Annotated in this window: 31 protein-coding genes and 1 riboswitch; of the genes, 13 read left to right on the forward strand and 18 right to left on the reverse strand. The window is 65.2% G+C overall.

Annotated elements, in window-relative coordinates:
* Positions 1–95: 95 nt before the first annotated feature.
* Positions 96–1,094 (reverse strand): AraC family transcriptional regulator, encoded by a 999-nt coding sequence (locus JEY66_RS38785; RefSeq protein ID WP_018269621.1) that lies wholly within the window; start codon positions 1,092–1,094, stop codon positions 96–98.
* A 79-nt stretch (positions 1,095–1,173) separates the two neighbouring features.
* Between JEY66_RS38785 and JEY66_RS38790 the strand changes: the two genes are divergently transcribed.
* From JEY66_RS38790 to JEY66_RS38800, 3 genes are all read left to right on the forward strand, one after another.
* On the forward strand, positions 1,174–1,800 hold the full coding sequence (locus JEY66_RS38790) for an MFS transporter (RefSeq protein WP_018269620.1): 627 nt from the start codon (positions 1,174–1,176) through the stop codon (positions 1,798–1,800).
* An 18-nt stretch (positions 1,801–1,818) separates the two neighbouring features.
* Positions 1,819–2,418 carry an MFS transporter gene (locus JEY66_RS38795; protein ID WP_018269619.1) on the forward strand — a complete coding sequence of 200 codons (600 nt, stop codon included), beginning with the start codon at positions 1,819–1,821 and terminating at the stop codon, positions 2,416–2,418.
* Between the two features lie 207 nt (positions 2,419–2,625).
* Positions 2,626–4,788: a malate synthase G gene (locus JEY66_RS38800; RefSeq protein WP_018269617.1), complete on the forward strand. Its 2,163-nt coding sequence runs from the start codon at positions 2,626–2,628 to the stop codon at positions 4,786–4,788.
* Positions 4,789–5,325: 537 nt separating this feature from the next.
* On the opposite strand, the gene JEY66_RS38805 is transcribed toward JEY66_RS38800, so the two are convergent.
* The 3 genes from JEY66_RS38805 to JEY66_RS38815 form a co-directional block, all read right to left on the reverse strand.
* The gene (locus JEY66_RS38805; RefSeq protein WP_016842974.1) at positions 5,326–5,481 is read right to left on the reverse strand and encodes a Thivi_2564 family membrane protein; all 156 of its coding nucleotides are present in this window, start codon (positions 5,479–5,481) and stop codon (positions 5,326–5,328) included.
* A gap of 112 nt (positions 5,482–5,593) precedes the next feature.
* Positions 5,594–6,226 carry a DUF2865 domain-containing protein gene (locus JEY66_RS38810; protein ID WP_018269616.1) on the reverse strand — a complete coding sequence of 211 codons (633 nt, stop codon included), beginning with the start codon at positions 6,224–6,226 and terminating at the stop codon, positions 5,594–5,596.
* 116 nt (positions 6,227–6,342) lie between these two features.
* A complete protein-coding gene (locus JEY66_RS38815; RefSeq protein WP_038380215.1) occupies positions 6,343–7,176 on the reverse strand; it encodes a L,D-transpeptidase in 834 nt (277 codons plus the stop codon).
* A gap of 55 nt (positions 7,177–7,231) precedes the next feature.
* Here JEY66_RS38815 and JEY66_RS38820 point away from each other — a divergent pair, with 55 nt between their 5' ends.
* From JEY66_RS38820 to JEY66_RS38840, 5 genes are all read left to right on the forward strand, one after another.
* Positions 7,232–7,423: a hypothetical protein gene (locus tag JEY66_RS38820; protein WP_016842977.1), complete on the forward strand. Its 192-nt coding sequence runs from the start codon at positions 7,232–7,234 to the stop codon at positions 7,421–7,423.
* A complete protein-coding gene (locus tag JEY66_RS38825) occupies positions 7,404–8,516 on the forward strand; it encodes an AI-2E family transporter (protein WP_016842978.1) in 1,113 nt (370 codons plus the stop codon). The genes JEY66_RS38820 and JEY66_RS38825 overlap by 20 nt, the downstream gene beginning before the upstream one ends.
* 113 nt (positions 8,517–8,629) lie before the next feature.
* A complete protein-coding gene (locus JEY66_RS38830; protein WP_016842979.1) occupies positions 8,630–9,001 on the forward strand; it encodes an ElaB/YgaM/YqjD family protein in 372 nt (123 codons plus the stop codon).
* Positions 9,002–9,031: 30 nt separating this feature from the next.
* On the forward strand, positions 9,032–9,178 hold the full coding sequence (locus JEY66_RS38835) for a hypothetical protein (protein WP_157183411.1): 147 nt from the start codon (positions 9,032–9,034) through the stop codon (positions 9,176–9,178).
* Entirely contained in the window at positions 9,156–9,599 is a 444-nt protein-coding gene (locus tag JEY66_RS38840) for a hypothetical protein (protein ID WP_018269614.1), read from the forward strand. Before JEY66_RS38835 ends, JEY66_RS38840 begins: the two co-directional genes overlap by 23 nt.
* A 212-nt stretch (positions 9,600–9,811) precedes the next feature.
* On the opposite strand, the gene JEY66_RS38845 is transcribed toward JEY66_RS38840, so the two are convergent.
* From JEY66_RS38845 to JEY66_RS38870, 6 genes are all read right to left on the reverse strand, one after another.
* Entirely contained in the window at positions 9,812–10,207 is a 396-nt protein-coding gene (locus JEY66_RS38845) for a hypothetical protein (RefSeq protein WP_016842981.1), read from the reverse strand.
* A 336-nt stretch (positions 10,208–10,543) separates the two neighbouring features.
* Entirely contained in the window at positions 10,544–10,717 is a 174-nt protein-coding gene (locus JEY66_RS38850; protein ID WP_016842982.1) for a hypothetical protein, read from the reverse strand.
* A gap of 135 nt (positions 10,718–10,852) precedes the next feature.
* Complete coding sequence (locus JEY66_RS38855; RefSeq protein WP_016842983.1) at positions 10,853–11,035, reverse strand: hypothetical protein; 183 nt, start codon at positions 11,033–11,035, stop codon at positions 10,853–10,855.
* Positions 11,036–11,118: 83 nt separating this feature from the next.
* The gene (locus JEY66_RS38860; RefSeq protein WP_016842984.1) at positions 11,119–12,045 is read right to left on the reverse strand and encodes a DMT family transporter; all 927 of its coding nucleotides are present in this window, start codon (positions 12,043–12,045) and stop codon (positions 11,119–11,121) included.
* A gap of 43 nt (positions 12,046–12,088) precedes the next feature.
* Entirely contained in the window at positions 12,089–12,769 is a 681-nt protein-coding gene (locus JEY66_RS38865; protein WP_018269613.1) for a transglutaminase-like domain-containing protein, read from the reverse strand.
* A gap of 167 nt (positions 12,770–12,936) precedes the next feature.
* Positions 12,937–13,158 (reverse strand): hypothetical protein, encoded by a 222-nt coding sequence (locus JEY66_RS38870; RefSeq protein WP_016844392.1) that lies wholly within the window; start codon positions 13,156–13,158, stop codon positions 12,937–12,939.
* Positions 13,159–13,369: 211 nt separating this feature from the next.
* On the opposite strand from JEY66_RS38870, the gene JEY66_RS38875 reads away from it, so the two are divergent.
* Entirely contained in the window at positions 13,370–13,624 is a 255-nt protein-coding gene (locus JEY66_RS38875; protein ID WP_016844393.1) for a hypothetical protein, read from the forward strand.
* Between the two features lie 84 nt (positions 13,625–13,708).
* On the opposite strand, the gene crcB is transcribed toward JEY66_RS38875, so the two are convergent.
* The 4 genes from crcB to JEY66_RS38890 all read right to left on the reverse strand — a co-directional run bounded on the left by crcB (position 13,709) and on the right by JEY66_RS38890 (position 14,792).
* On the reverse strand, positions 13,709–14,095 hold the full coding sequence (gene crcB / locus JEY66_RS38880; protein ID WP_026192182.1) for a fluoride efflux transporter CrcB: 387 nt from the start codon (positions 14,093–14,095) through the stop codon (positions 13,709–13,711).
* Positions 14,092–14,265 (reverse strand): hypothetical protein, encoded by a 174-nt coding sequence (locus tag JEY66_RS38885; protein ID WP_157183410.1) that lies wholly within the window; start codon positions 14,263–14,265, stop codon positions 14,092–14,094. Before JEY66_RS38885 ends, crcB begins: the two co-directional genes overlap by 4 nt.
* Positions 14,266–14,333: 68 nt before the next feature.
* Positions 14,334–14,394: riboswitch (Fluoride riboswitch) on the reverse strand.
* Between the two features lie 61 nt (positions 14,395–14,455).
* Complete coding sequence (locus JEY66_RS45230) at positions 14,456–14,578, reverse strand: hypothetical protein (RefSeq protein WP_256438828.1); 123 nt, start codon at positions 14,576–14,578, stop codon at positions 14,456–14,458.
* Between the two features lie 37 nt (positions 14,579–14,615).
* A complete protein-coding gene (locus JEY66_RS38890; RefSeq protein ID WP_016844397.1) occupies positions 14,616–14,792 on the reverse strand; it encodes a hypothetical protein in 177 nt (58 codons plus the stop codon).
* A gap of 179 nt (positions 14,793–14,971) precedes the next feature.
* Between JEY66_RS38890 and JEY66_RS38895 the strand changes: the two genes are divergently transcribed.
* The gene (locus tag JEY66_RS38895) at positions 14,972–15,214 is read left to right on the forward strand and encodes a hypothetical protein (protein WP_016844398.1); all 243 of its coding nucleotides are present in this window, start codon (positions 14,972–14,974) and stop codon (positions 15,212–15,214) included.
* A gap of 26 nt (positions 15,215–15,240) precedes the next feature.
* On the opposite strand, the gene JEY66_RS38900 is transcribed toward JEY66_RS38895, so the two are convergent.
* The 3 genes from JEY66_RS38900 to JEY66_RS38905 form a co-directional block, all read right to left on the reverse strand.
* Positions 15,241–15,567, reverse strand: a complete 327-nt coding sequence (locus JEY66_RS38900) for a hypothetical protein (protein WP_016844399.1) — start codon at positions 15,565–15,567, stop codon at positions 15,241–15,243.
* Positions 15,477–15,767 carry an EamA family transporter gene (locus JEY66_RS45330; RefSeq protein ID WP_334452720.1) on the reverse strand — a complete coding sequence of 97 codons (291 nt, stop codon included), beginning with the start codon at positions 15,765–15,767 and terminating at the stop codon, positions 15,477–15,479. Before JEY66_RS45330 ends, JEY66_RS38900 begins: the two co-directional genes overlap by 91 nt.
* A gap of 124 nt (positions 15,768–15,891) precedes the next feature.
* Positions 15,892–16,614 carry a TetR/AcrR family transcriptional regulator gene (locus tag JEY66_RS38905; RefSeq protein ID WP_100213855.1) on the reverse strand — a complete coding sequence of 241 codons (723 nt, stop codon included), beginning with the start codon at positions 16,612–16,614 and terminating at the stop codon, positions 15,892–15,894.
* A gap of 114 nt (positions 16,615–16,728) precedes the next feature.
* Between JEY66_RS38905 and JEY66_RS38910 the strand changes: the two genes are divergently transcribed.
* A complete protein-coding gene (locus tag JEY66_RS38910; protein ID WP_018269611.1) occupies positions 16,729–17,952 on the forward strand; it encodes a cytochrome P450 in 1,224 nt (407 codons plus the stop codon).
* Positions 17,953–18,037: 85 nt separating this feature from the next.
* Here JEY66_RS38910 and JEY66_RS38915 read toward each other — a convergent pair whose 3' ends face one another.
* On the reverse strand, positions 18,038–18,850 hold the full coding sequence (locus JEY66_RS38915) for a response regulator (RefSeq protein WP_016847263.1): 813 nt from the start codon (positions 18,848–18,850) through the stop codon (positions 18,038–18,040).
* 271 nt (positions 18,851–19,121) lie between these two features.
* Here JEY66_RS38915 and JEY66_RS38920 point away from each other — a divergent pair, with 271 nt between their 5' ends.
* Both JEY66_RS38920 and JEY66_RS38925 read left to right on the forward strand, forming a co-directional pair.
* On the forward strand, positions 19,122–19,325 hold the full coding sequence (locus JEY66_RS38920) for a NepR family anti-sigma factor (protein WP_018269610.1): 204 nt from the start codon (positions 19,122–19,124) through the stop codon (positions 19,323–19,325).
* A complete protein-coding gene (locus tag JEY66_RS38925; RefSeq protein WP_016847265.1) occupies positions 19,325–19,873 on the forward strand; it encodes a sigma-70 family RNA polymerase sigma factor in 549 nt (182 codons plus the stop codon). Before JEY66_RS38920 ends, JEY66_RS38925 begins: the two co-directional genes overlap by 1 nt.
* The last annotated feature ends 42 nt before the right edge of the window (positions 19,874–19,915 follow it).

Consider the following 19,915-nt stretch of genomic DNA (forward strand, 5'->3'; position numbering starts at 1 on the left):
CGATCCAGTATTCCAGAGACAGCAATTATCGAGCCGATAGGCCGCGGCGTACTGGATGCCCCGCTTGAAGCGGGGCATGACGGCGGTGTTGAGGCCTATTCCGCCGCGCGGCTTTCGGCCCCGTGCCGTATCATCCCCGGCGATTGCCCGGTGACACGCTTGAATGCGCGGCTGAACGCCGCCTGTGACGCATAGCCAAGCCGCTGCGCGATCACATCGATCGGCTGGCGTTCATGCTTGATCCACTGTGTCGCGAGGCGCATGCGCAGCTCGGCAAGATAGCGCAGCGGCGATTGCCCGGTCATGGCCTGGAAGCGCTCGGCGAACAGCGAACGCGAGCACCCCGCCTCCGCCGCCAATTCAGCAACAGTCCAGTTGCGGCCTGGCGCGCGATGCAGCGCGCCGATCGCGCGGCCGAGACGCGGGTCACGCAAGGCCTCGAACCAGCCCATGGCGTTGTCGCCGCCGCATTCGACCCAGCCACGCACGATCGACGCTGCGAGCACATCGGCGAGCCGCGCCATCACGCCGACGGAGCCGGCCCGCGGCGTGCAGGTCTCCCGCTCCATGGCTTTGAGCATCGGTTCGATTTCCGGCTGGCGCGCAAGCAGCGTGTCGGCCCGCATCACCTCCGGCATCAGCGCGATCAGCGGGCGCATGCCGCCAAGATCGAAATTCATGCAGGCGCTGAAGACCAGGACCGACTCGTCCTGCGGGCATCCTTCAGGGCAGGCCGATGTCACATCGACATTGCCGCACAGCGTCTCGGTCCTGAAACGCTCGACGTCGCAGCTCGGCTCATCCGGGGCCGAGACAAGATCATGCGCGCCGCCACGCGGCAGGAAAATCGCGTCACCGCAGCCAAGGGGAAGCAGCGTCGCGTCGGCGTAGCGCAAAAGTGCCGTGCCATGTGCAACGAAGTGGAATTGCGCGCGTCCGTACGGCGTTTCGAACCGAAACCCGAAGGGCGCCCGCGTCTCGACCCGACGGTAGTGGACGCCCTCAAGCCGCATGCCGAGCAGCAACTCGCTCACCAGATCGACGGCGGCGTCGGTCGTGTCGGCGGCGGACGATCTGGACGAACGATCAAACATTGGAATGTTTATGACATAGATCGTCCAAAACCTCCAGCCTATGTCTGCGGCAGTGCAACATAGATGGAAGTTTCGGCCGATGGATCAAGAAGTGGACCCCGCCCTGGCGCACGCCGATGCCGTTGCGCTGATGCCGGGCGACGCGCTCAAGGTTGGTGACAAGCCGGCCTCACCGGAAAGGCCCGCCTGGGGCGCCGTCGCGGCGATGATGCTGGGCGTCACCGCACTTCTGACGGCGGAGTTCCTGCCGTCCGGTCTGTTGACGCCGATGGCGCGCGATCTCGGTGTGAGTCCGGGCCTCGCCGGTCAGGCGGTGACCGCAACCTCGCTGGCCGGGCTGGTCGGAGCATTGTCCACGCCGACATTGACGCGCAGGTTCAATCGGAAGCCGGTGCTGCTCAGCTTTTCGATTCTCCTGGTGATCTCCAATCTGCTGGTGGCGCTGGCGCCGAGCATCACGTTCCTGCTGGCCGCACGGATCGTGCTTGGCCTTGCCATTGGCGGGTTTTGGGCGATGGCGGCAGCGACGACGATCAGGCTGGTGCCGCCGTCGCTGGTTGCCCGGGCCTTGTCGATCGTGATGAGCGGCATTCCCGCCGCGATGATCATTGCCGTTCCGCTCGGCAGCTATCTCGGCGAGGTGGCGAGCTGGCGCTCCGTGTTCCTGCTCGCGACGGCATTGGGCGCAGCAGTATTCGTCATCTAGGCACTCGCTCTGCCGCGTTTGGCCCCGAGGGGAGAAGCCGGGCTCGACACCCTGATCGACATCCTGACACGGCCGGGGATCGGCGCCGGCATCTTGGCGGCAACGTTGGTCTTCACCGGACACTTCGGCTATTTCGGCTACATCCGTCCATTCCTCGAGAGCGTGACCGGGCTGGGCGCTGCCGGAGTGGCGGCGACCTTGCTTGCCTTCGGCGTCGCCAACTACCTCGGCTCGTTCGCGAGCGGGCTGAGGGCCGAGCGCAAACTCAAGCTCACGCTGATCGCGATGCCGCTGGCGATCAGCGTGATCGGTCTGTTGCTCTCGGTCCTTGGCAAGGACGTCATTCCGGCCCTGGTGCTGGTCGCACTCTGGGGATTTGCCTTTAGCGGCGTACCGGTCGCGACCACGACCTGGATCACCCGCATGGTGCCCGACGAGACCGAGAGCGGGACCGGACTGACCGTGGCCTCGATCTTCCTCGGCATCACCATCGGCGCGGCCGGCGGCGGGCTGGTGCTTGATCTGATGGGCGCAGCCGCTGTGTTCGTAGCGGGCGCAATTCCCCTGGTGCTCGCTGCATTGCTGATCGCCACCAAGGTACGCACCAGGGCGCCCTGACGGGTCTTTCCGAGAGCGGCCCCTGGCGTTTGGAAAATTCAGGATGGCCGCCCGCGTGACGGGTGCAGCGTGGGGCTGGAAAGGGGGCCTTCTCAGAGCCGTGGCTTTAGGGCTAAAAGGGCCGTGAACGCGGCCCTTTGGCGCGTTTTTTGCTGATTTCTCTCGAAAACAGCCGCTAAACGCCCCATTTCTTTGAGAAAGCCCATCATGACTCGTGTCGATGCCCATGGATTGAAGATCGCCCCTGTCCTGTTCGATTTCATCGCCAAGGAGGCGACGCCGAAAACCGGGATCGCCCCGGATGCGTTCTGGGCCGGACTTGCCGCCATCATCCAGAAGCTCGGACCGAAGAACCGCGAGCTGCTCGCGGTCCGCGACGCGCTGCAGGCCAAGATCGACGACTGGCATCGCGCCAACAAGGGCAAGGCGTTCGACATCAACGCCTACACCGCGTTCCTCAAGGACATCGGCTACCTGCTGCCCGAGCCCGCGACCCACAAGGTCGAGACATCAAATGTCGACGAGGAAATCGGCAAGATCTGCGGCCCGCAGCTGGTGGTGCCGCTCACCAACGCCCGCTACGCGCTGAACGCCGCCAACGCGCGCTGGGGTTCGCTGTACGACGCGTTCTACGGCACCGATGCGATCCCGCACGATCCGAGCGAGGCTGGCCGTGGTTACAACAAGGCCCGCGGCGACAAGGTGATCGCGAAGGCGAAGGCGTTCCTCGACGCCGCCGTGCCGCTTGCGACCGGAAGCCACACCGACGTCACCTCCTACGCCGTGATCGCGGGCCAGCTCTCGGTCAAGCTGAAGAGCGGCAACTCGACCGCGCTGAAGAACGCCGCCCAGTTCGCCGGCTATCAGGGCGACGCCGCCCAGCCTTCCGCGATCCTGCTTGTCAACAACGGCATGCATGTCGAGGTCAAGATCGACCGCAGCAACGTGATCGGCAAGGATGACCCGGCCGGCGTCGCCGACATGATCCTGGAATCGGCGGTCTCCACCATTCTCGACATGGAAGACTCGGTCGCCGCCGTCGACGCCGAGGACAAGGTGCTGGTCTATCGCAACACGCTCGGCCTGATGAACGGCACGCTGTCGGCCGATTTCGAGAAGGGCGGCAAGACGCTGACCCGCTCGCTCAATGCCGACCGCGTCTACAAGAAGCCCGACGGCAGCGAGCTGAAGCTGCACGGCCGCAGCCTGCTCTTGATGCGCAACGTCGGCCACCACATGTTCACCGACGCCGTGCTCGACGCCAAGGGTGAGGAAATCCCGGAAGGCATCCTGGACGCCGCGGTCGCCGGCCTGCTCGCGATCCACGACCTCAAGGGCAATTCCAAGGTCAAGAACAGCCGCACCGGCTCGGCCTATATCGTCAAGCCGAAGATGCACGGCCCCGACGAGGTGACGCTGACCTGCGACCTGTTCGCCGAGGTCGAGAAGATGCTCGGCCTGCCGGAGAACACGCTGAAGGTCGGCATCATGGACGAGGAGCGCCGCACCACGGTCAACCTCAAGGCCTGCATCCAGCGCGCCTCCAAGCGCATCATGTTCATCAACACCGGCTTCCTCGATCGCACCGGCGACGAGATCCACACCTCGATGGAAGCGGGTCCGATGATCCGCAAGAACGACATGAAAGCGCAGCCGTGGATCAAGGCCTATGAGGACTGGAACGTCGACAACGGCCTGATCGACGGCCTGCCCGGCCATGCCCAGATCGGCAAGGGCATGTGGGCCGCACCCGACAAGATGGCCGACATGCTGGCGCAAAAGATCGGCCATCCGCAGGCCGGTGCCACCACCGCCTGGGTGCCGTCGCCGACCGCGGCCACGCTGCATGCGCTGCACTATCACCAGGTCAATGTGATCGCCCGGCAGCAGGAGCTCGCCAAGGGCGGCCCGCGCGCAAAGCTTTCCGACATCCTCACCATTCCGGTGTCGCAGTCGAACTGGGCGCCCGACGACGTGAAGCAGGAGATCGACAACAACTGCCAGGGCATCCTCGGCTACGTCGTGCGCTGGATCGACCAGGGTGTCGGCTGCTCCAAGGTACCCGACATCCACGATGTTGGCCTGATGGAGGACCGCGCCACGCTCCGCATCTCGAGCCAGCACCTCGCGAACTGGCTGCACCAGGGCGTCATCACCCGGGACCAGGTGATGGAGTCGCTGAAGCGCATGGCCGTCGTCGTCGACAAGCAGAACGCCGGCGATGCCCTCTACAAGCCGATGGCGCCTTCATTTGATGGCGTTGCCTTCAAGGCGGCCTGCGACCTCGTGTTCGAGGGCCGCACGCAGCCGAACGGCTACACCGAATACATCCTCACCGCGCGCCGCCGCGAGGCCAAGGCCGCGGGCTGATCCGCGAAGTCGCGACGACAAGCAAAAGCCCCGGCGACGAGCCGGGGCTTTTTTGTTGGAGCCCGCGAGCCCGTCGTCGCAGGGGCGTACTGCCAAATTATCGAAAACAACCCCATGCAAAGGTGCCGGCGGCTGCCAAGCGGACGCGGCAACTTGACATCCGCGGTATTATTCTACTATTCCGAAATAGTGCAGCCTTGTAGCCATCCTTCAAGACGCCAGCCGTTGGCGGGCTCCTCGGATGACGGGGTGATTGCTCAGCTTGCTCGGCGTCATCACCCGCGCATGCGGGTGATCCAGTATTCCAGAGGCCGCAGTGCTTGAGCCGAGAGGCCGCGGCGTACTGGATCGCCCGGTCCATGTGCGCAATTGCGCCCAGGCCGGGCGATGACAGCGGTGTATCGGTGTATCTACGTCATTGCGAGGAGCGAAGCGACGAAGCAATCCATTGCTCCGCTCGCGCGGTGAGATGGATCGCTTCGCGCAGCCTGTCAGCGGGCGCGCGTTAGCGCGACCCGATGGCTCGCAATGACGAAGCTAAAACACCGCCAGATACTTCAGCAGCGAGACGATGCCGATGATGATGACGACGGCGCGCGCGATCTGCTTGGCGCGGCCGTCGAGCGGCAGCATGTTGATGAGGTAAAGAACGAGAATAACGACAAGGAAGGTGACGAGTACGCCGACGAGCATGCGGGGCCCCCTGATGGCATCGGTGAATGTGCTGTTCGCCCGTTGCTAACGTGCAGGAGGCAGGCCGGTTCCGCGCCAGGAACCGAAAGCGGCCGCCCGCGTGTAATCGACGCTACTCGCGCGCCAGCACCGCCGGCCGGCCATATTTGGCGCGGATGCGATCCGGCGCCGGCGTGAAGTTGAGCTGTGCACCGCGGCGGTCCGGACGGCTCACCGACATCAGCCCGTCCTTGCCGGCGACGATGTCGCCCTTGCGCAAGGTTGGGTCGTCTTCAATCTTGATCGCCGCCAAGCCGACCGAGTCCTTGCCGTTGCAGGTGCAGCCCGAGACCAGCTCGTCGCGATAGCGGAACGCGTTCGGCAGCTCGGAATAGGGCTTGCCGTCTTCCGTCGCGGCGTTGTCGATATTGCCGCCATAGACCACTTCGGTCGCGCTCGCCGGGCAGAAGCTGTTGCAGCTTTCCGCCTTGCTCTGGTTGCCGGTCGCCGCAAGCGGGAAATAGCGGCCGTCGCAGGTGCGCACGCAATAGGCCTGGCCGACGTCATAGCGCGGACGGCGCTCGATCCGCGGCGCCATCGGCGCCGGGCCGTCGTCGAACGGCATCCGGATCACCGGCGGGCGGCCATGCATGAAGCCGCCGAACAGTTGCGAGAAGAAATCCTGAGCTTGCGCCGCAGGCGCAAGGGACAGGCCGAACAATGCCGCCGTCCCGAACGCCCAGCGCCTTACGTGCCGTTTCACCATCACCGACCTCGGTACGATCCCTGGAGCGCCGTGCCGATTGAATCGGAACGCGGCTCTAGAGTCTTGTTCTGACGCGTTTTCTTCACGCGAACCGGTCCGCTTCACTCGAAAACGCTCTAGTACAACGAGGAAGCCGTCGGGATGTTCATCGCCTGACGCCCGGAAGGCAGCGTCATCGCCGCGGGGCGCGGCCGCGCCGCGGCCGGGCGTACCGAGATCTGCGTCGTGGTCGTCGGGCCGATCTCGCGCGCAGCGAGGTGCGGCGCGTTCTTCGGCAGCACCACGACCCTGGTGCCGACATCGACCCGGCTGAACAGGTCGGAAACGTCTTCATTGGTCAGGCGGATGCAGCCGGACGAGACGAACTTGCCGATCGTCGAGGGATCGTTGGTGCCGTGGATGCGATATTCGCTGGACCCGAGATACATCGCGCGCGCACCGAGCGGGTTGCCCGGGCCGCCGGCCATGAAGCGCGGCAGATAGGGTTGGCGCTTGATCATCTCGGCCGGCGGATGCCAGTCCGGCCATTCGGCCTTGCGGCTGATCGTCTGTGTGCCGGCCCAGGTGAAGCCTTCGCGGCCGACGCCGACGCCGTAGCGGATCGCCCGGCCGCCGCCGAGCACGTAGTAGAGTGCGGTGTTGCCGGTATCGATGATGATGGTGCCGGGCGCCTCAGTCGTGTTGAGGGCGACGGTGGTCCGGCGCAGCCGCTCCGGCAGCGCGCCGTCCTCGCCGGCCCCACTCGAAGGGTCGTTCATCGCCTCGTCGGCGGGAAATGCACCCGGCTGTGTCGATGCGTAGCCGAGCGCGGAAGAGCGGACCTGGGCGCTGGCCGACGTGCTGACGACAAGCGGCGTCACCAACAAGACGCTGCCGATGGCAAGAGTGCGGGCAAGAGTGCGCGCGGCGCGCGACGCAAGCCGGCGGCTGGAAACAGACTGCTGTGTCATGTGCTGCCCCTGGACGGGATGCGCATCGTGGTGATGCGATGCCGGGCCAACGCGCATGGCCGCGAGTCAGTTCCGCCGCGAATCGTCGCGAGGCCGCGATTGTCAACCCGTCACGCTTCACGAAGCCGCGATGGAACCTTCCGAGGAGCGGCCCGTTGTCATCGCGCAATTCGGCGCGCGGGGCGACCACGCGACGGGTTTGTTCGTCCTCACGCGGGAGGAGTTCGGTGCGCGCCTTTGCGAGTGAAGACCTGCTTGGCAATGCGCCCGAAGGCACGCCCGTCCCCGACAGCAAGATCGAACTGCCGCCGGTTGTCAGCCGCGCCGAGGCCGTCGCCTTCGCATTGATCGCCCTGCTGGTCATTGTCGTTGTGGCGGTGCTCTATTTCGCACGCGCCTTCTTCCTGCCGATCACCATGGCTTTCATCGTCGGCACCATGTTGTCGCCGGCGGCGAGCATGCTCGAACGCTATCGGATCCCGCGCGCGCTCGGCGCGGTCGCCATCGTGATCGCGGTCGGCGCCGCCGTCAGCTTCATGGTCGGGCTGATTGCCTCGCCGGTGATGGAGTGGAGCTCGCGGCTGCCCGAGCTCGGCGCGATCCTGAGGGAGAAGCTGCATGTGTTCGACCGGCCGCTCGCGCTGTGGCAGGAATTGCAGACCATGGTCGGCGGCTCCGATACGCTGGCCACGCTCCAGCTGCCGAAATTCGAGTGGGTGCAGCCGACGCTGGAATTCCTGTCGCCGACCTTCGCCGAATTCCTGCTGTTCATCGCGACCCTGATCCTGTTCATCGCAAGCTGGAAGGATCTGCGCCGCGCACTGGTGATGGCCTTCAGCGAACGCACGGCGCGGCTGCGTACGCTGCGCATCCTCAACGAGGTCGAGACCCATCTCGGCAATTATCTGTTGATGGTGACCATGATCAATGTCGGCGTCGGCATCGTCACCGGCGCGATCTGCGCGGCAACGGGCATGCCAAATCCGGCCGGGCTCGGTGCGCTCGCCGCGACGCTGAACTTCGTTCCGATCATCGGGCCGGTCGCGATGTTCGTCGTGCTGGTCGCGGTCGGCATCATCTCCGCTCCGACCATCGGCGCCGGCCTGATCGCGCCGGCATGTTTCGCCGTCGTGACCTTCCTGGAAGGACATTTCGTGACGCCGACGATCGTCGGCCGCAGGCTGTCGCTGAACGCGCTCGCGGTCTTTCTGGCGCTGGCGTTCTGGACCTGGCTGTGGGGTCCGATGGGCGCCTTCCTGTCGTCGCCGCTCTTGATCGTGGCGCTGATCGTCAAGGAGCATTTGATGCCGGTCAATTCGCCGCAGCTGCCGGAAGATTAACAAGGCGTTATCGAGCGAAGCCGACACCGGTTGAGAGCCCGGTTTCACGGCTGGAACCATGCACCGCGCGGCGCGTTTTTGTGGCAGCACGCAAGTTCTCCGGGAGCTTTTCGATGTCGAGCACGGACAGCGCATTTGGGATCAAGAACATGACGGACAAAGCGACCTACGAACGCCTTGAAAAGGATGTCACCGCCGTGAAAAACGATATCGCCGCCCTCACCGAACAGATCACCGACGCGCTGAACTCGTTTGCCAACAACGCGGGCAAGCAGGCCCGCCGCCGCTACAAGGATGCGCGCGCCAGTGCGGAAGATACGCTCGACGACATGTCGGAGCGCGGCAGCGCGATGATGGGCGCGGCGCAGGATGCCGCATCCTCGATCGAGGAATCGCTGGAAGATATGATCACGCAGCGGCCGCTGGCGACGGTCGGCCTTGCGCTCGGTCTCGGCTTCCTGATCGGCGTCACCTGGCGCCGCTAGGCAAATTGCGGTCTCCGGGGGATGAGGCCCATGGTGGCGACCATGCGAAAACCACCGTTCTGGATGCGATGGCGGCGCTGGCGCGCCGCCGCCGCGTTTGTCGATGCGCTCTTCAGGGCAAGATTCAAGGCAAGTATCAAGGCAGGGCTGGTCGATGCTTCAGCGGCTGATCAATGACGTCAAGGATGCCACCGGCAACGCGCTGCGGCTGACGTCGCTGGCCGCGGCCGCCGCGATCGCGCTGTTCATCACCATCGCCTTTCTGTGCGCGGCCGCCTTCATCTACGTGCTGCAGCATTACGGGCCGGTGGAAGCGTGCCTCGCCGGTGCCGCGCTGTTCCTTGTCGTCACGTTGATCGCCGCCAGCGTCTACATCGTGCGCAAGCGCGAGATGCGCCGCCGCGCCGAGAAGGCGGCAAAGGCCGCCGCGGCCAATGTGTTCGCCGATCCGGTGGTGGTTGCGACCGGCCTGCAGATCGTCCGGGCCATCGGCGCGAAGCGGCTGATCCCGATCCTGGCGGTGGGCGGCCTCGCGCTCGGCCTGATGGCAAGCCGCAGCGCCGCCAGCAGCAGCGAGGCGGACGAGGAGGAGGAATAGCCTGCGTTGCCCGGCAAGGTGCAAGCCGCAACCAACGATGTCATCGCCCGGCTTGCCGCCTTCGCTAAAGCTTCGGCGCGCCAATGATCGTGGCCTCGTCGAAGCCTTGGCGTAGACGGGACCGGGCGATCTAGTATTCCAGAGACGATTGTGATTGAGCCGATGGGCCGCGGCGTACTGGATCGCCCGGTCAAGCCGGGCGATGACGCCGCTCAGGTCACGCAGCGGCCGGGCTGCAGCAGCTTGGCCACTTCGGTCAGCACGCTGACCACGGGCTCGCAGGCCACCTTTCGGGTGTCGCCGGGCCGGGCACGAGCCGGCACTGCTGCGGGGCGATGGCGTGCCTCTTCCCTGGCCACGGGGACGCGGACCAGCACCGACGTATCGGGAAGCCGCTCGACCTTCAGCGCAACAGTCCGGCTCGGCAGGCCGGTGACTTGAGCCGTGGCACGGTCGGTCTTGGCGGCGCGATTGACGGCGCTCTCCGGCGCCAGTGCGGTGGTGACCTGCTGGCCGCCGATGAGATCGTGGCCAGATGCCAGCTGGACGGCGCCAAGCGTCAGCCCAGCCGCCAGCGCAGCGAAAATTCCCATCTGAATCTTTGACATGGTGATGTCCCTCGCCCCATGGAAATTCGCTCGACGATCCCTTGGCGATCCCGGACACAACGCGAACGAAACCCGCGGGGTTCTCGCGTCCGGCCATCACTTAACCGTGTACGAAAATATTTTCACTTGCCCGGAACGACTCAGGGGGTCTGCGAGTCTTTGGAAGAGCCGGTTATTCCCCCTGCCCCATTGACCGGCGACGTAGGGCGCGACCGTGGTGATGCCGGTCGCGCCCTGCTCTTTTTTTGGGATGCCGCGAACATATGTCAGCCGGCCTGTCGCTCAACGGTCGCAATCGAAAACCTGAAACCAAAGGCCCGGTCCTGACCGTCCGCGTCAGGCATTGTCGTTCGATGGCATGTCCTGGGATCGAACAACCGTCACTTCACGGCATGACGGGCAACGGCCGACGTGAAACTTGATTCCGGTTGTCTGGTCGTCGACGAGCATCAATTCGCTCAAGGGCTCACCGCATTTGCAGGTGATCGTTTTCTGATCGGCAAAGTACATCTGACGTCCTCCATAAACCTGGAGATTTCTCGTCTTCGGGGCGAGCTCGTTTGCACCGTGCTCGCCCCCTCGCTTCCGCTCCTTCTCGTTCGGTCAGATCCGGGCCATCCGGATGATTGGTGTGGCTCCTGGCGCTTATTTCGAAGCGGATTGCGCCTTCCGTGACTCCGCGGCTTCGCGCGCCTGCCGCTCGGCCTTGAGGCGCTGGAAGTTGTCGTAGAACGCCTTCTCGTTGGCGCGATGCTCCTTCATCGCCTGCGATGCGTCTTGCTGACGCTGCGCATCACGGTCCTTGCGCTGCTGGGGAGTAAGATTCATACGACCTCCGACTAAGCTCTTGAATCAACGCTGGATTCAACGCACGAGGCCGGAAAAGGTTGCACCTTGGGAAGGAACCGGGTCTATTTGCGCAGGCTCGCCCAGACGCCGCCGAGGATCAAAAGACCGCCAACCAGATGGATCAGCTTCGGCGGCTCGCCGAGGATGATCCAGGACAGCAGCGCGCTCGCGATCGGTGCGACGTAGAGCACCAGCGAGCTCCGCACCGAGCCGAATCTCGCGCCGAGCCAGGCGAAGCCCGCATAGGCGATCAGGCCGGGCACGAGGCCGGCGAAGACATAGGCCTCGAACGCCCGGGTGTTGAACACCTCCGCCGGCGTGGCCCACATCTCATGCAGCGCCGGCGGCAGCGAGCACAGCGCGCCGGCCGCCGAGAACAGGCTGACCCGCGCCAGCAGCGAGGCGCGCGGCGCGACGCGCGACTGCAGCAGCGTGTAGCCGGACCAGCCGAGCATCGCGCACACCACCAGGAGATCGCCCCAGGCCGCGCTCGATTGCGTCAGCGTTTCCAGATGACCGCCCGAGACGATCAGGAGCGCGCCGCCGAGCGCCAGTGCCGTGCCGAGCCATTGCAGCGGACCGATATGCTCGATGCCGAGCGCCGCCGAGATCAGCAGCACCATGATCGGCGACAGCGCGAAGATCAGCGCGATGTGGATCGCCGTGGTCGTGATGCCGGCGATGTAGACCGGGCCGCCGCACAGGAACATGCCGAGAAAGCCGGCGGCGAGGATCGGCCAGAGGTTCTGCGCCAGCGGGATCTTGCCGCCGCGGATCGCTGCGATCGCAAACGGCGCGAGGCCGATGGCGATGATGCTCCAGCGGAAGAAGGCCAGCGAAAACGGCGGCACCGAGCCGGCAAGCCCGCGCGCCAGAACCTGATTGGAGGCCTGCCCGACCGCGACCAGGATGAATCCGGTGAGCGCGACCGCGTCCTCCCAGCCTTTGGCGGGGCGGCTGACCTGCGCTTTCGGCGGCTCCGCATCCATGACACCGCCCCCTCAGCCGGCGCGCGATCGGCTCACACGTCCGCTACTGCTCGGCCGCCTCGCGCTCCATGTCGCGGCCGGCGAGATCCTCGCCCTGCATGTTGGCGTATTCGCGCGCCATCTCGCGCATCAGGAATTTGGCGGGGACGTCGTGATAGCTGCCGTGGTCGTTGACATACTGCATGTAGGCGCGCCCTTCGCCGTCGAAGGGATGCAGCAGCGCGTCGGCGTGGCCGTCGAAATCGAGCGGCCTGACGCCGAGCTTGGCGCACAGCGTGTCGTTGAAGGTCGGGGTCGCCTTGCGCCAGGCGCCGTCGACGAACACTTCGGTGAAGCCGTGCCAGGTGAACAGGTCCGAGCCCATGCTCTGGCGCAGCTTCTCGGTGGTGAGATGGTTGCGCACATCGGCGAAGCCGACACGCGCCGGAATGCCGTGGACCCGGCAGGCCGCGGCATAGAGCGCCGCCTTGCCGACGCAGTAGCCGTTGCCGGCGGCGAGCACACTGGAGGCCCGGTAGCTCTCGGGCGAGCGCATGCTGACATAGGGGTTGTAGCGGATGCCGTCCCGCACTGCGGTGTAAAGCCGACGCGCCTTGTCGCGCGCGCTGGCGTCAGACGGAACGGCGGCGCGGGCGAACGCCTCGACGGCGGGATGGTCGCTGTCGACATATTCGCCAGGGTCGGTGTAGAGGCGGCTGATCGTATCGGGGAGATGCTCGGTCATGGCACAAGCTTAGCAAGCCATCTGCGCAGTTCAATGCAGCAGGTGCGGCGCTCCCGCAGCCCTGCCCCGCCGAAGCCCCGCTCCGAATAGATCGAAACGGGGCTCCGGATTTTGGTTTTGACGCGTCTTCTTCACGCGAACCGGCGCCCACTTCGCTCGAAAATGCTCTAGTTCTCGAAGTGTTCGTCCAACCGCGGTGACGGGTAGCTGCGCCGCTTCGCCTTGAAATATTGGCGTGCGAAATGGATGCCGATCCCGATCAGGAACGGCGGCGCGAGCGCGGCGGCGATCATCAGCGCGGTGATCGACTTCGGCGTCACGATGTCCAGCACCATCGACGCCAGCAGCCACAGCGTGGCAGCAATCACCGCGACGTCGACGTGCTTCATTCCCCGGTCTTTCCCTTGGTCCCTGGCTACCATCCGGGTTCCATCCTACCGGCTGGCCCCGGACGCGCCAAGGATTCCGGGCGGCAGACGGTACCTCCGGCCCTTCACTTTTTTGGAACGGCGCTTGTTTGGAACGGCGCCTGCGCGGGCCACGTTGGTCCAGATCAAACCTTGCAGATCAGACCTTGATCAACCGAGCTCGGAGGCCGCGATGGGCAACTCCAGTGACATCCACAGCGGCGTCGACCGTCCCGCCAGCCGGAACGGCGTCAACGATCCCGTCGGCGGGGTCGATGTGAAGCGAACCTTCGACGACAACCAGACGCCGCACGAACGCGCGCAATGGGCCGCCGATGTGCGTGCCGACCCCTCGCCGAAGCGCGGCGAGCCGTTCCTGCCCGAGGCGCTCCGGCGGCGCCCGACGTCGCCGATCAATCCGCGCACCGGCCGCCATCCGACCGATTAGCGTCTGGCGAGACGACCCGTCATCCCCGCGCAAAGGCTTCGCCTTTGCGCGGGGATGACGGAAAGGGGAGCGCGGCGTTGACCATTACGCAGCAAACGCCCGCACCAGCAGCAGGCCGCCGAACAGCGCGAGAATCGAGAGCGCGACGGAGGCTGCGATATAGGCGCCGGCCGACCATAGCTCGCCGCGCTGCATCAGCACGATCGCATCGAGCGAGAAGGTCGAGAAGGTGGTGAAGCCGCCGCAAATGCCGATGGTGAGAAACACCCGTATCGCCTGGCTGGCATTCCAGCTCAGCGCGAACGACTCCGCCAAGACGCCGATCAGGAACGAGCCCACGATATTGATCACCAGCGTGCCCCAGGGAAATTCCGTGCCGACCAGGCGTCCCGCGCCGATCGCCACCAGATAGCGTGCGACCGATCCCAGCGAACCGCCGATCGCGACCGCCGCCAACAACTGAACGTTCAATGCTTCACCTTTCCGGCTCGCCATTCGACGAAGCCCGCCAGCACCCCAAACACGAAGGTCGCGGCGACCAGTTCGCCCGGCGCGTCGATCAGCAGGGCGACGACACCGACGAGCCAGATCGACCCGACCAGCGACAATGCGATTGAGAGTGAACCTGGAAGACCCGTCATGCGCTGTCCCTTCTCATTCGCGGGACACGGCGGGTCGGCGGTGGCGCATGCTCCTACCGACGCTGTCGCGCCCGGTAGGAGTCATCAGCCTCGCGGCGGTTATCGGGGGACTCCATCCCCACCAACATGGCGATGGTAGGCGAGCGGAGCGGCAGGAGCAAGTGGCCGCTCCACCGTGTCGCTTCTCGGCTTAGCCGGTCGTCGACAGCATCGCGTTCAGTTCGACGGCTGTCTGGAGCTGCTCGATGCGCGCGACAATCTGCTCGCGCTCAGCTCCGCGCGGCAATTGAGCGAGCCGGCTTTCAAGTCGCACGCGATGTTCCTCGAGGCGCTGCTCGAATGTGTGGGGTTCAGATCGCTTCCGCTTTTGAATCGTCCTCTGCATTATCGACCTTTGGCGGTTGAAGACCGGGGCTGTTGGCCCAGCGGTCCAGTTGCTCGATGACTTGCGCGTGGCTCGGGCGCCGCGGCTTCGGGGCCTCCGGCTCCTCGGACAGCTTGCGGGGAAGCTTGACTTGGTTGGCCATGGCATCTCTCCACCGACATAACGAGATGGGCCGCCGGATCGTTCCTTTGTTTTTTACCTAAGTTATTGATTTAACTTCATAATTATACTCAATCGGCGTCTTTGTCTCAACCGGTGGAACCCAACGCGAGTTTGACGGTTTAGCAAATTACTCAACAAGCTAAGTCTGGGTGTTTTGCGATGAATGAGCTTCGCGCTGAACGGCTTCAGGTCATGCTGTCGCCAGAGGAGTTGGCAGCCCTCGACGATTTCCGGTTCAAGCACCGCATGCCGACCCGCGCTGCGGCGGTCCGCGAGCTGCTCAAGCTCGGTCTGGCCGGCGTTGGCACCGATGGGGCGGCAGGGGTGAAATCGAGCGATTACGGGGTGTTTGACCGGGGGCCCGATGGGCACACCCAGAGCGAAGCGCCGCAAGAGGATTGACGGCGCGTTGGCGCAGACGTGGCGGTTCAGCCCGCGGCGAACAGGTCCACAATCGCCTTCAGGATGCACACCACGAGGGCCGACGTGAACATCGCCGTGCCGAGATCTGCGAGATAAAGCAGTTGTGCCCTCTGCTCCGCATCGAGCCGCGCGATCGCTTTGCGCATGGCCAAGCTCCCTTTTCGGGAGAACGCGATGCGCCGATGTCCGTTCCCTGCTTTGCGTCGGGCCCGCTGCAGCGCCAGTGTCACGCCGCCGAGCGTCAGCGCCATGGCGCCGATCTCGCGTAGCCCCAGCGGCTCACCAAGAATGATCGCGGCCGACACCACGCCGATGACCGGCACCAGCAGCATGCCCGTTGACGCCGATGTCGGCGGGCCAGCGCCAGCGTGGCCAGGATCACCGCCGCGCAGGTGCCGGCAAGTCCGCGGGCGAACAGGGGCGGCCATTGCTGCAGCAACAGCTTCATCAGCGGCCAGTTCAGGGCCCAGCCGAGGGCCGTCACCACCAGGCAGAGAAAGCCCACCGTTCTATCGCGCTGCGTCGTATCCATGGGCCGCGCTTAGCAGGCGAAGGCGCGGGATTCCACATCGCTTCGCGGATGAAGGGCGCATCGCGTATGCAGGGACGCGTGGCACGCGCGAGTAACCGGGCGTCGACCTTCGGACACCCTTCCGTCAGGCGAAGGTGCCGATCGTGACCCGCGGCCAGCCGTCGCTTTTCCGCGCGGCGGCAAGCCTCGCCGTCCAGGCATCGATCAGGCTTGCGATGAGCAGGCGGCCGGTGCCGCGCATGTCGGGCAGTTTCATGGTCGGGGTGCCGAGCGTCAGCGCGACCACGCCGTGGGTCGCCGCCAGCAGCGCGGTCGCGAGCCGCTGCGGCAGGCCAGGCGCCGGCTCGGCGCCATGTGCCGCCAGAAATTCCCGCACCGAGACCACGAACAATTCGTAGCTGCGGCGCGCGATCTCGGTCTCGCCGAAATAGACGCCGTCGGGAAAACGGCGGTCCTCGATCGTACCGGACATCGAGAACAGTGAGCGGAAGTGATCGGGATTGTCGGCCCAGTAATCGAGATAGGTTTCCATCACGCGCCGCAGCTGCAGATCGCTGTCGACCGTCTCCGCGCGGACCCGCTCGAGGCGTTCGGCGACTGCCTCGAGATTCTGCTGCTTCACCGCGAGCAGCAGCAGCAGCTTGGTCGGGTAATATTTGAGGACGGTGCCCTTCGAGTAGCCGATCGCGTCGGCGATCTTCTGGATCGATACGGTCTCCAGCGTGCCGGCGGCGAACTCCTTGCGCGCGGTCTCGAGGATCAGCGCCTTCAGCGCCTCCTTGTCGGCCTCCTGGCGCGCCCTGCGCTGAAAGCGCCGTGCGCCTTTGGCTCGCTCCACGATCGACATCCCCATCTGCCTCGCGCCTCCATGCCGCGCACCCGCCCCAATGGCAACCCGCCCTTGCAATATGCAAGTTAATTGACTATGGTCAATTAACTAATGACAAGACGGGAGGATCCGATGAGCATCCATGCGAGCCCCCTTGCGAGCTCCCTTGCAGGCGAAATTGTCCGCAGCGATTTCGATCCGTTCAGCCCGGGGACGCGGGCCGATCCCTACGGCACCTATGCGGAGCTGCGTGCCGCGGCGCCGGTCGTCCGCCTGACCAGATATGACATCTGGGCGGTGCCGCGCTTTGCCGAGGTCAAGACGATCTTCGGAGACCATGTCAATTTCAGCAACGCCGGCGGCGCGGGGCTCGCGAACCACTTCAAGGAAAAGCCGTGGCGGCCGCCGAGCATCGTGCTGGAAGCCGATCCGCCGCTGCACACCCGAACCCGTGCGGTGCTGGCGCGGATCCTCTCGCCCGGCGCGATGCGGCGGCTTGCCGATGACTTCAAGGCGATGGCGACGCGGCTGGTCGACGGGCTGGTCGAGCGCGGATCGTTTGACGCCATCAAGGACATCGCCGAGGTGTTTCCGGTCAGCGTGTTTCCCGACGCGCTCGGCATCGACCAGGAGGGCCGCGAGAACTTCCTGACCTATGGCGCGATGGTGTTTGCCGGCTTCGGGCCTGAGAACGATTATTTTCGCGATTTGATGAAAGAGGCGCCGCGCGTGCTGCCCTGGGTCGCGGCGCGCTGCCAGCGCGAGGCGCTGCGCCCGGGCAGTTTTGGCGCGCAGGTCTATGAGGCGGCCGACGCCGGGGAGATCAGCGCGGAGGAAGCGCCATTGCTGGTGCGTTCGCTGCTCTCGGCCGGGCTCGACACCACGATCAGCGCAATCGGCATGGCGCTGTACACGCTTGCGCGCCATCCCGAGCAATGGTCGCTGCTTGCAGCCGATCCGTCGTTGTCGCGCGCGGCATTCGACGAGACCCTGCGCTTCGATTCACCGGCGCCGTTCGTGTTCCGCACCACGCCGCATGACACCGAGATCGCAGGCGTCAGGATCGGCAAGCATGAGAAGGTGCTGCTGCTGCTCGCCTCCGCCAACCGCGACGAGACGCGCTGGGAGCATGCCGACCAATTCGACGTCAGACGGCGGCTCTCCGGACACATGGGCTTCGGCGTCGGCATCCACGGCTGTGTCGGGCAGATGGTGGCGCGGCTGGAAGCCGAGGCCGTGATCACAGCGCTCGCCAGCCGCGTCAAGCAGTTCGAAATTGCAGGCCCCACAGCCTTCCGCGACAGCTCGGGCCTGCGGGCGCTCGGCACAATGCCGGTCCGCGTGACGCCGAAGTAACGTCGCTAGCGAAGGCCTGCTCAAAAAAAGGCCGGCGTACCTTTCGGCACGCCGGTCTGGATTTTGCCGCTTGCGTAAATTCAGCTCATGCCGATGCCGCGCGCGGCGTGCGGTTGCGCGAGTTGCGCTGGAAGAACAGCGCCTGGCTCGCCACCGCCGACACCATCGCCGGCTGGAACGGCTTTGAGATCAGGAACGCCGGCTCCGGCCGCTCGCCGGTCAGGAAGCGCTCGGGATAGGCGGTGATGAACACCACCGGCACCTCGAAGGTCCGCAGCAACTCATTGACGGCATCGAGGCCCGACGAGCCGTCGGCGAGCTGGATGTCGGCGAGGATCAGGCCGGGCTTCTTGTTCTTGGCGAGCGCCACCGCATCGGAATGCGTGCGCGCAACGCCGATGACGTTGTGGCCGAGATTCTTCACCAGGCTCTCGAGGTCCATGGCGATGAAGGTCTCGTCCTCGATGATCAGGACGTCGGTCGCGATCTCGGCGGCCATCTCGCGGCCGGCGGCATCGGTCAGCTTGCGCGTCTCGGCGATATCGGTGCCGAGAATGTAGCCGACCTCCTCCTCCGAAAAGCCCTCCAGCGACAGCAGCAGGAAGGCCTGGCGCGGCAGCGGCGTGATGTTGGACAGCCGCCGCTCCGGCGGCAGCGACAGCGTCGCCACGTCGGCATTGTCGTTGTTGTTCACCGACACCGAATTCCAGATCTGGGTGAACAGCCGAAACAGGCCGGCGCGCGGCCCGTGGGTCTGGTCCAGCAACGATCCATCCTGCAACAGGGCCTCGAGCATGGCCCCGACATAGGCGTCCCCCGACGCCTGATTTCCGGTCAGTGCGCGAGCGTAACGGCGCAACAGCGGAAGGTGTTCGGCAACGATCTGCGATCGGGACATTCCCACTCCATCCTTGTTCGTGAGGCCTGGCGGCCTGAAACCCGTTCTCTGGGGGGCGACAGAATCCAATTCTGGAACGACCCCGGTTCCCCTGCATGCCCGACTACGCGCGAAAGCCGAAAAAGTTCCGTGAAATAGTTCCAGCATTCCGGAACTTTCTGCGCAACTTTGCATTAGCTCCAGATCGACGAGGCAACGCGGCCAGCCTCTTTTTTCGAGGAAACAACTTGGAAATCAGAGACTTAACTCCCGGGGAAGCGTGGATCACATCATGAAGGAAGTAAAGAAGCAGGGCGGTCTCAACGCCGAGATTCAATCGAGAATCGGCCACCAGCTTCGCGCCATGTACGATGACGTGGTGCGACAGGGCGTACCCGACCGCTTTGCGGAGCTGATCCGCAAACTCGACGGGCCGGAGGCAGCGGCGGCGGCCGTCGCCGGGGGCGATACCGACAAGAACAATGGAGGGGACTAATGCCTCTCACGAATGAACTTCGCGACGATATCCTTGCGTCGGTCCCGAGCCTGCGCGCGTTCGCGATCTCGCTGTCCGGTAATGGTGACCGCGCCGACGATCTGGTGCAGGAGACCCTGCTGCGCGCGATCGCCAATATCGACTCGTTTCAGCCCGGCTCGAACCTCCCCGCGTGGCTGTTCACCATCCTGCGCAACCTGTTTCGCTCCGACTACCGGAAGCGGCGGCGCGAGGTGGAGGATGCCGAGGGCAATTATGCCAAGACGCTGAAGAGCCAGCCTTCGCAGGCGGCGCATCTGGAGTTCGAGGAATTCCGCGCCGCGCTCGAAAAGCTGCCGCAGGACCAGCGCGAGGCGCTGATTTTGGTCGGCGCGTCCGGCTTCTCCTACGAGGATGCCGCGGCGATCTGCGGCTGCGCGGTCGGCACCATCAAGAGCCGCGTCAACCGCGCGCGATCGAAGCTCTCCGCGCTGCTCTATGTCGACAGCGCCGAGGATTTCGGTCCCGACAACACCGTGCGCGCCGTGATCGGCGGCAATGGCGGCTGAGCGCGACCACGACGATAAACAGGAAAGGCGGCCCGCGGGCCG

Origin of the sequence: Bradyrhizobium elkanii USDA 76, from assembly GCF_023278185.1 — a bacterium.
GTDB lineage: Bacteria > Pseudomonadota > Alphaproteobacteria > Rhizobiales > Xanthobacteraceae > Bradyrhizobium > Bradyrhizobium elkanii.

Excerpts from the sequence above, each read along its gene's own strand:
- JEY66_RS38785 (WP_018269621.1), bottom strand. The coding sequence starts at position 1,094 with ATGTTTGATCGTTCGTCCAGATCGTCCGCCGCCGACACGACCGACGCC.
- JEY66_RS38790 (WP_018269620.1), top strand. The coding sequence starts at position 1,174 with ATGGATCAAGAAGTGGACCCCGCCCTGGCGCACGCCGATGCCGTTGCG.
- JEY66_RS38800 (WP_018269617.1), top strand. The coding sequence starts at position 2,626 with ATGACTCGTGTCGATGCCCATGGATTGAAGATCGCCCCTGTCCTGTTC.
- JEY66_RS38805 (WP_016842974.1), bottom strand. The coding sequence starts at position 5,481 with ATGCTCGTCGGCGTACTCGTCACCTTCCTTGTCGTTATTCTCGTTCTT.
- JEY66_RS38810 (WP_018269616.1), bottom strand. The coding sequence starts at position 6,226 with ATGGTGAAACGGCACGTAAGGCGCTGGGCGTTCGGGACGGCGGCATTG.
- JEY66_RS38815 (WP_038380215.1), bottom strand. The coding sequence starts at position 7,176 with ATGACACAGCAGTCTGTTTCCAGCCGCCGGCTTGCGTCGCGCGCCGCG.
- JEY66_RS38820 (WP_016842977.1), top strand. The coding sequence starts at position 7,232 with ATGGCCGCGAGTCAGTTCCGCCGCGAATCGTCGCGAGGCCGCGATTGT.
- JEY66_RS38830 (WP_016842979.1), top strand. The coding sequence starts at position 8,630 with ATGTCGAGCACGGACAGCGCATTTGGGATCAAGAACATGACGGACAAA.
- JEY66_RS38835 (WP_157183411.1), top strand. The coding sequence starts at position 9,032 with ATGGTGGCGACCATGCGAAAACCACCGTTCTGGATGCGATGGCGGCGC.
- JEY66_RS38840 (WP_018269614.1), top strand. The coding sequence starts at position 9,156 with ATGCTTCAGCGGCTGATCAATGACGTCAAGGATGCCACCGGCAACGCG.
- JEY66_RS38845 (WP_016842981.1), bottom strand. The coding sequence starts at position 10,207 with ATGTCAAAGATTCAGATGGGAATTTTCGCTGCGCTGGCGGCTGGGCTG.
- JEY66_RS38850 (WP_016842982.1), bottom strand. The coding sequence starts at position 10,717 with ATGTACTTTGCCGATCAGAAAACGATCACCTGCAAATGCGGTGAGCCC.
- JEY66_RS38855 (WP_016842983.1), bottom strand. The coding sequence starts at position 11,035 with ATGAATCTTACTCCCCAGCAGCGCAAGGACCGTGATGCGCAGCGTCAG.
- JEY66_RS38860 (WP_016842984.1), bottom strand. The coding sequence starts at position 12,045 with ATGGATGCGGAGCCGCCGAAAGCGCAGGTCAGCCGCCCCGCCAAAGGC.
- JEY66_RS38865 (WP_018269613.1), bottom strand. The coding sequence starts at position 12,769 with ATGACCGAGCATCTCCCCGATACGATCAGCCGCCTCTACACCGACCCT.
- JEY66_RS38870 (WP_016844392.1), bottom strand. The coding sequence starts at position 13,158 with ATGAAGCACGTCGACGTCGCGGTGATTGCTGCCACGCTGTGGCTGCTG.
- JEY66_RS38875 (WP_016844393.1), top strand. The coding sequence starts at position 13,370 with ATGGGCAACTCCAGTGACATCCACAGCGGCGTCGACCGTCCCGCCAGC.
- JEY66_RS38885 (WP_157183410.1), bottom strand. The coding sequence starts at position 14,265 with ATGACGGGTCTTCCAGGTTCACTCTCAATCGCATTGTCGCTGGTCGGG.
- JEY66_RS38890 (WP_016844397.1), bottom strand. The coding sequence starts at position 14,792 with ATGGCCAACCAAGTCAAGCTTCCCCGCAAGCTGTCCGAGGAGCCGGAG.
- JEY66_RS38895 (WP_016844398.1), top strand. The coding sequence starts at position 14,972 with ATGAATGAGCTTCGCGCTGAACGGCTTCAGGTCATGCTGTCGCCAGAG.
- JEY66_RS38900 (WP_016844399.1), bottom strand. The coding sequence starts at position 15,567 with ATGCTGCTGGTGCCGGTCATCGGCGTGGTGTCGGCCGCGATCATTCTT.
- JEY66_RS45330 (WP_334452720.1), bottom strand. The coding sequence starts at position 15,767 with ATGGATACGACGCAGCGCGATAGAACGGTGGGCTTTCTCTGCCTGGTG.
- JEY66_RS38905 (WP_100213855.1), bottom strand. The coding sequence starts at position 16,614 with ATGTCGATCGTGGAGCGAGCCAAAGGCGCACGGCGCTTTCAGCGCAGG.
- JEY66_RS38910 (WP_018269611.1), top strand. The coding sequence starts at position 16,729 with ATGAGCATCCATGCGAGCCCCCTTGCGAGCTCCCTTGCAGGCGAAATT.
- JEY66_RS38915 (WP_016847263.1), bottom strand. The coding sequence starts at position 18,850 with ATGTCCCGATCGCAGATCGTTGCCGAACACCTTCCGCTGTTGCGCCGT.
- JEY66_RS38920 (WP_018269610.1), top strand. The coding sequence starts at position 19,122 with ATGAAGGAAGTAAAGAAGCAGGGCGGTCTCAACGCCGAGATTCAATCG.
- JEY66_RS38925 (WP_016847265.1), top strand. The coding sequence starts at position 19,325 with ATGCCTCTCACGAATGAACTTCGCGACGATATCCTTGCGTCGGTCCCG.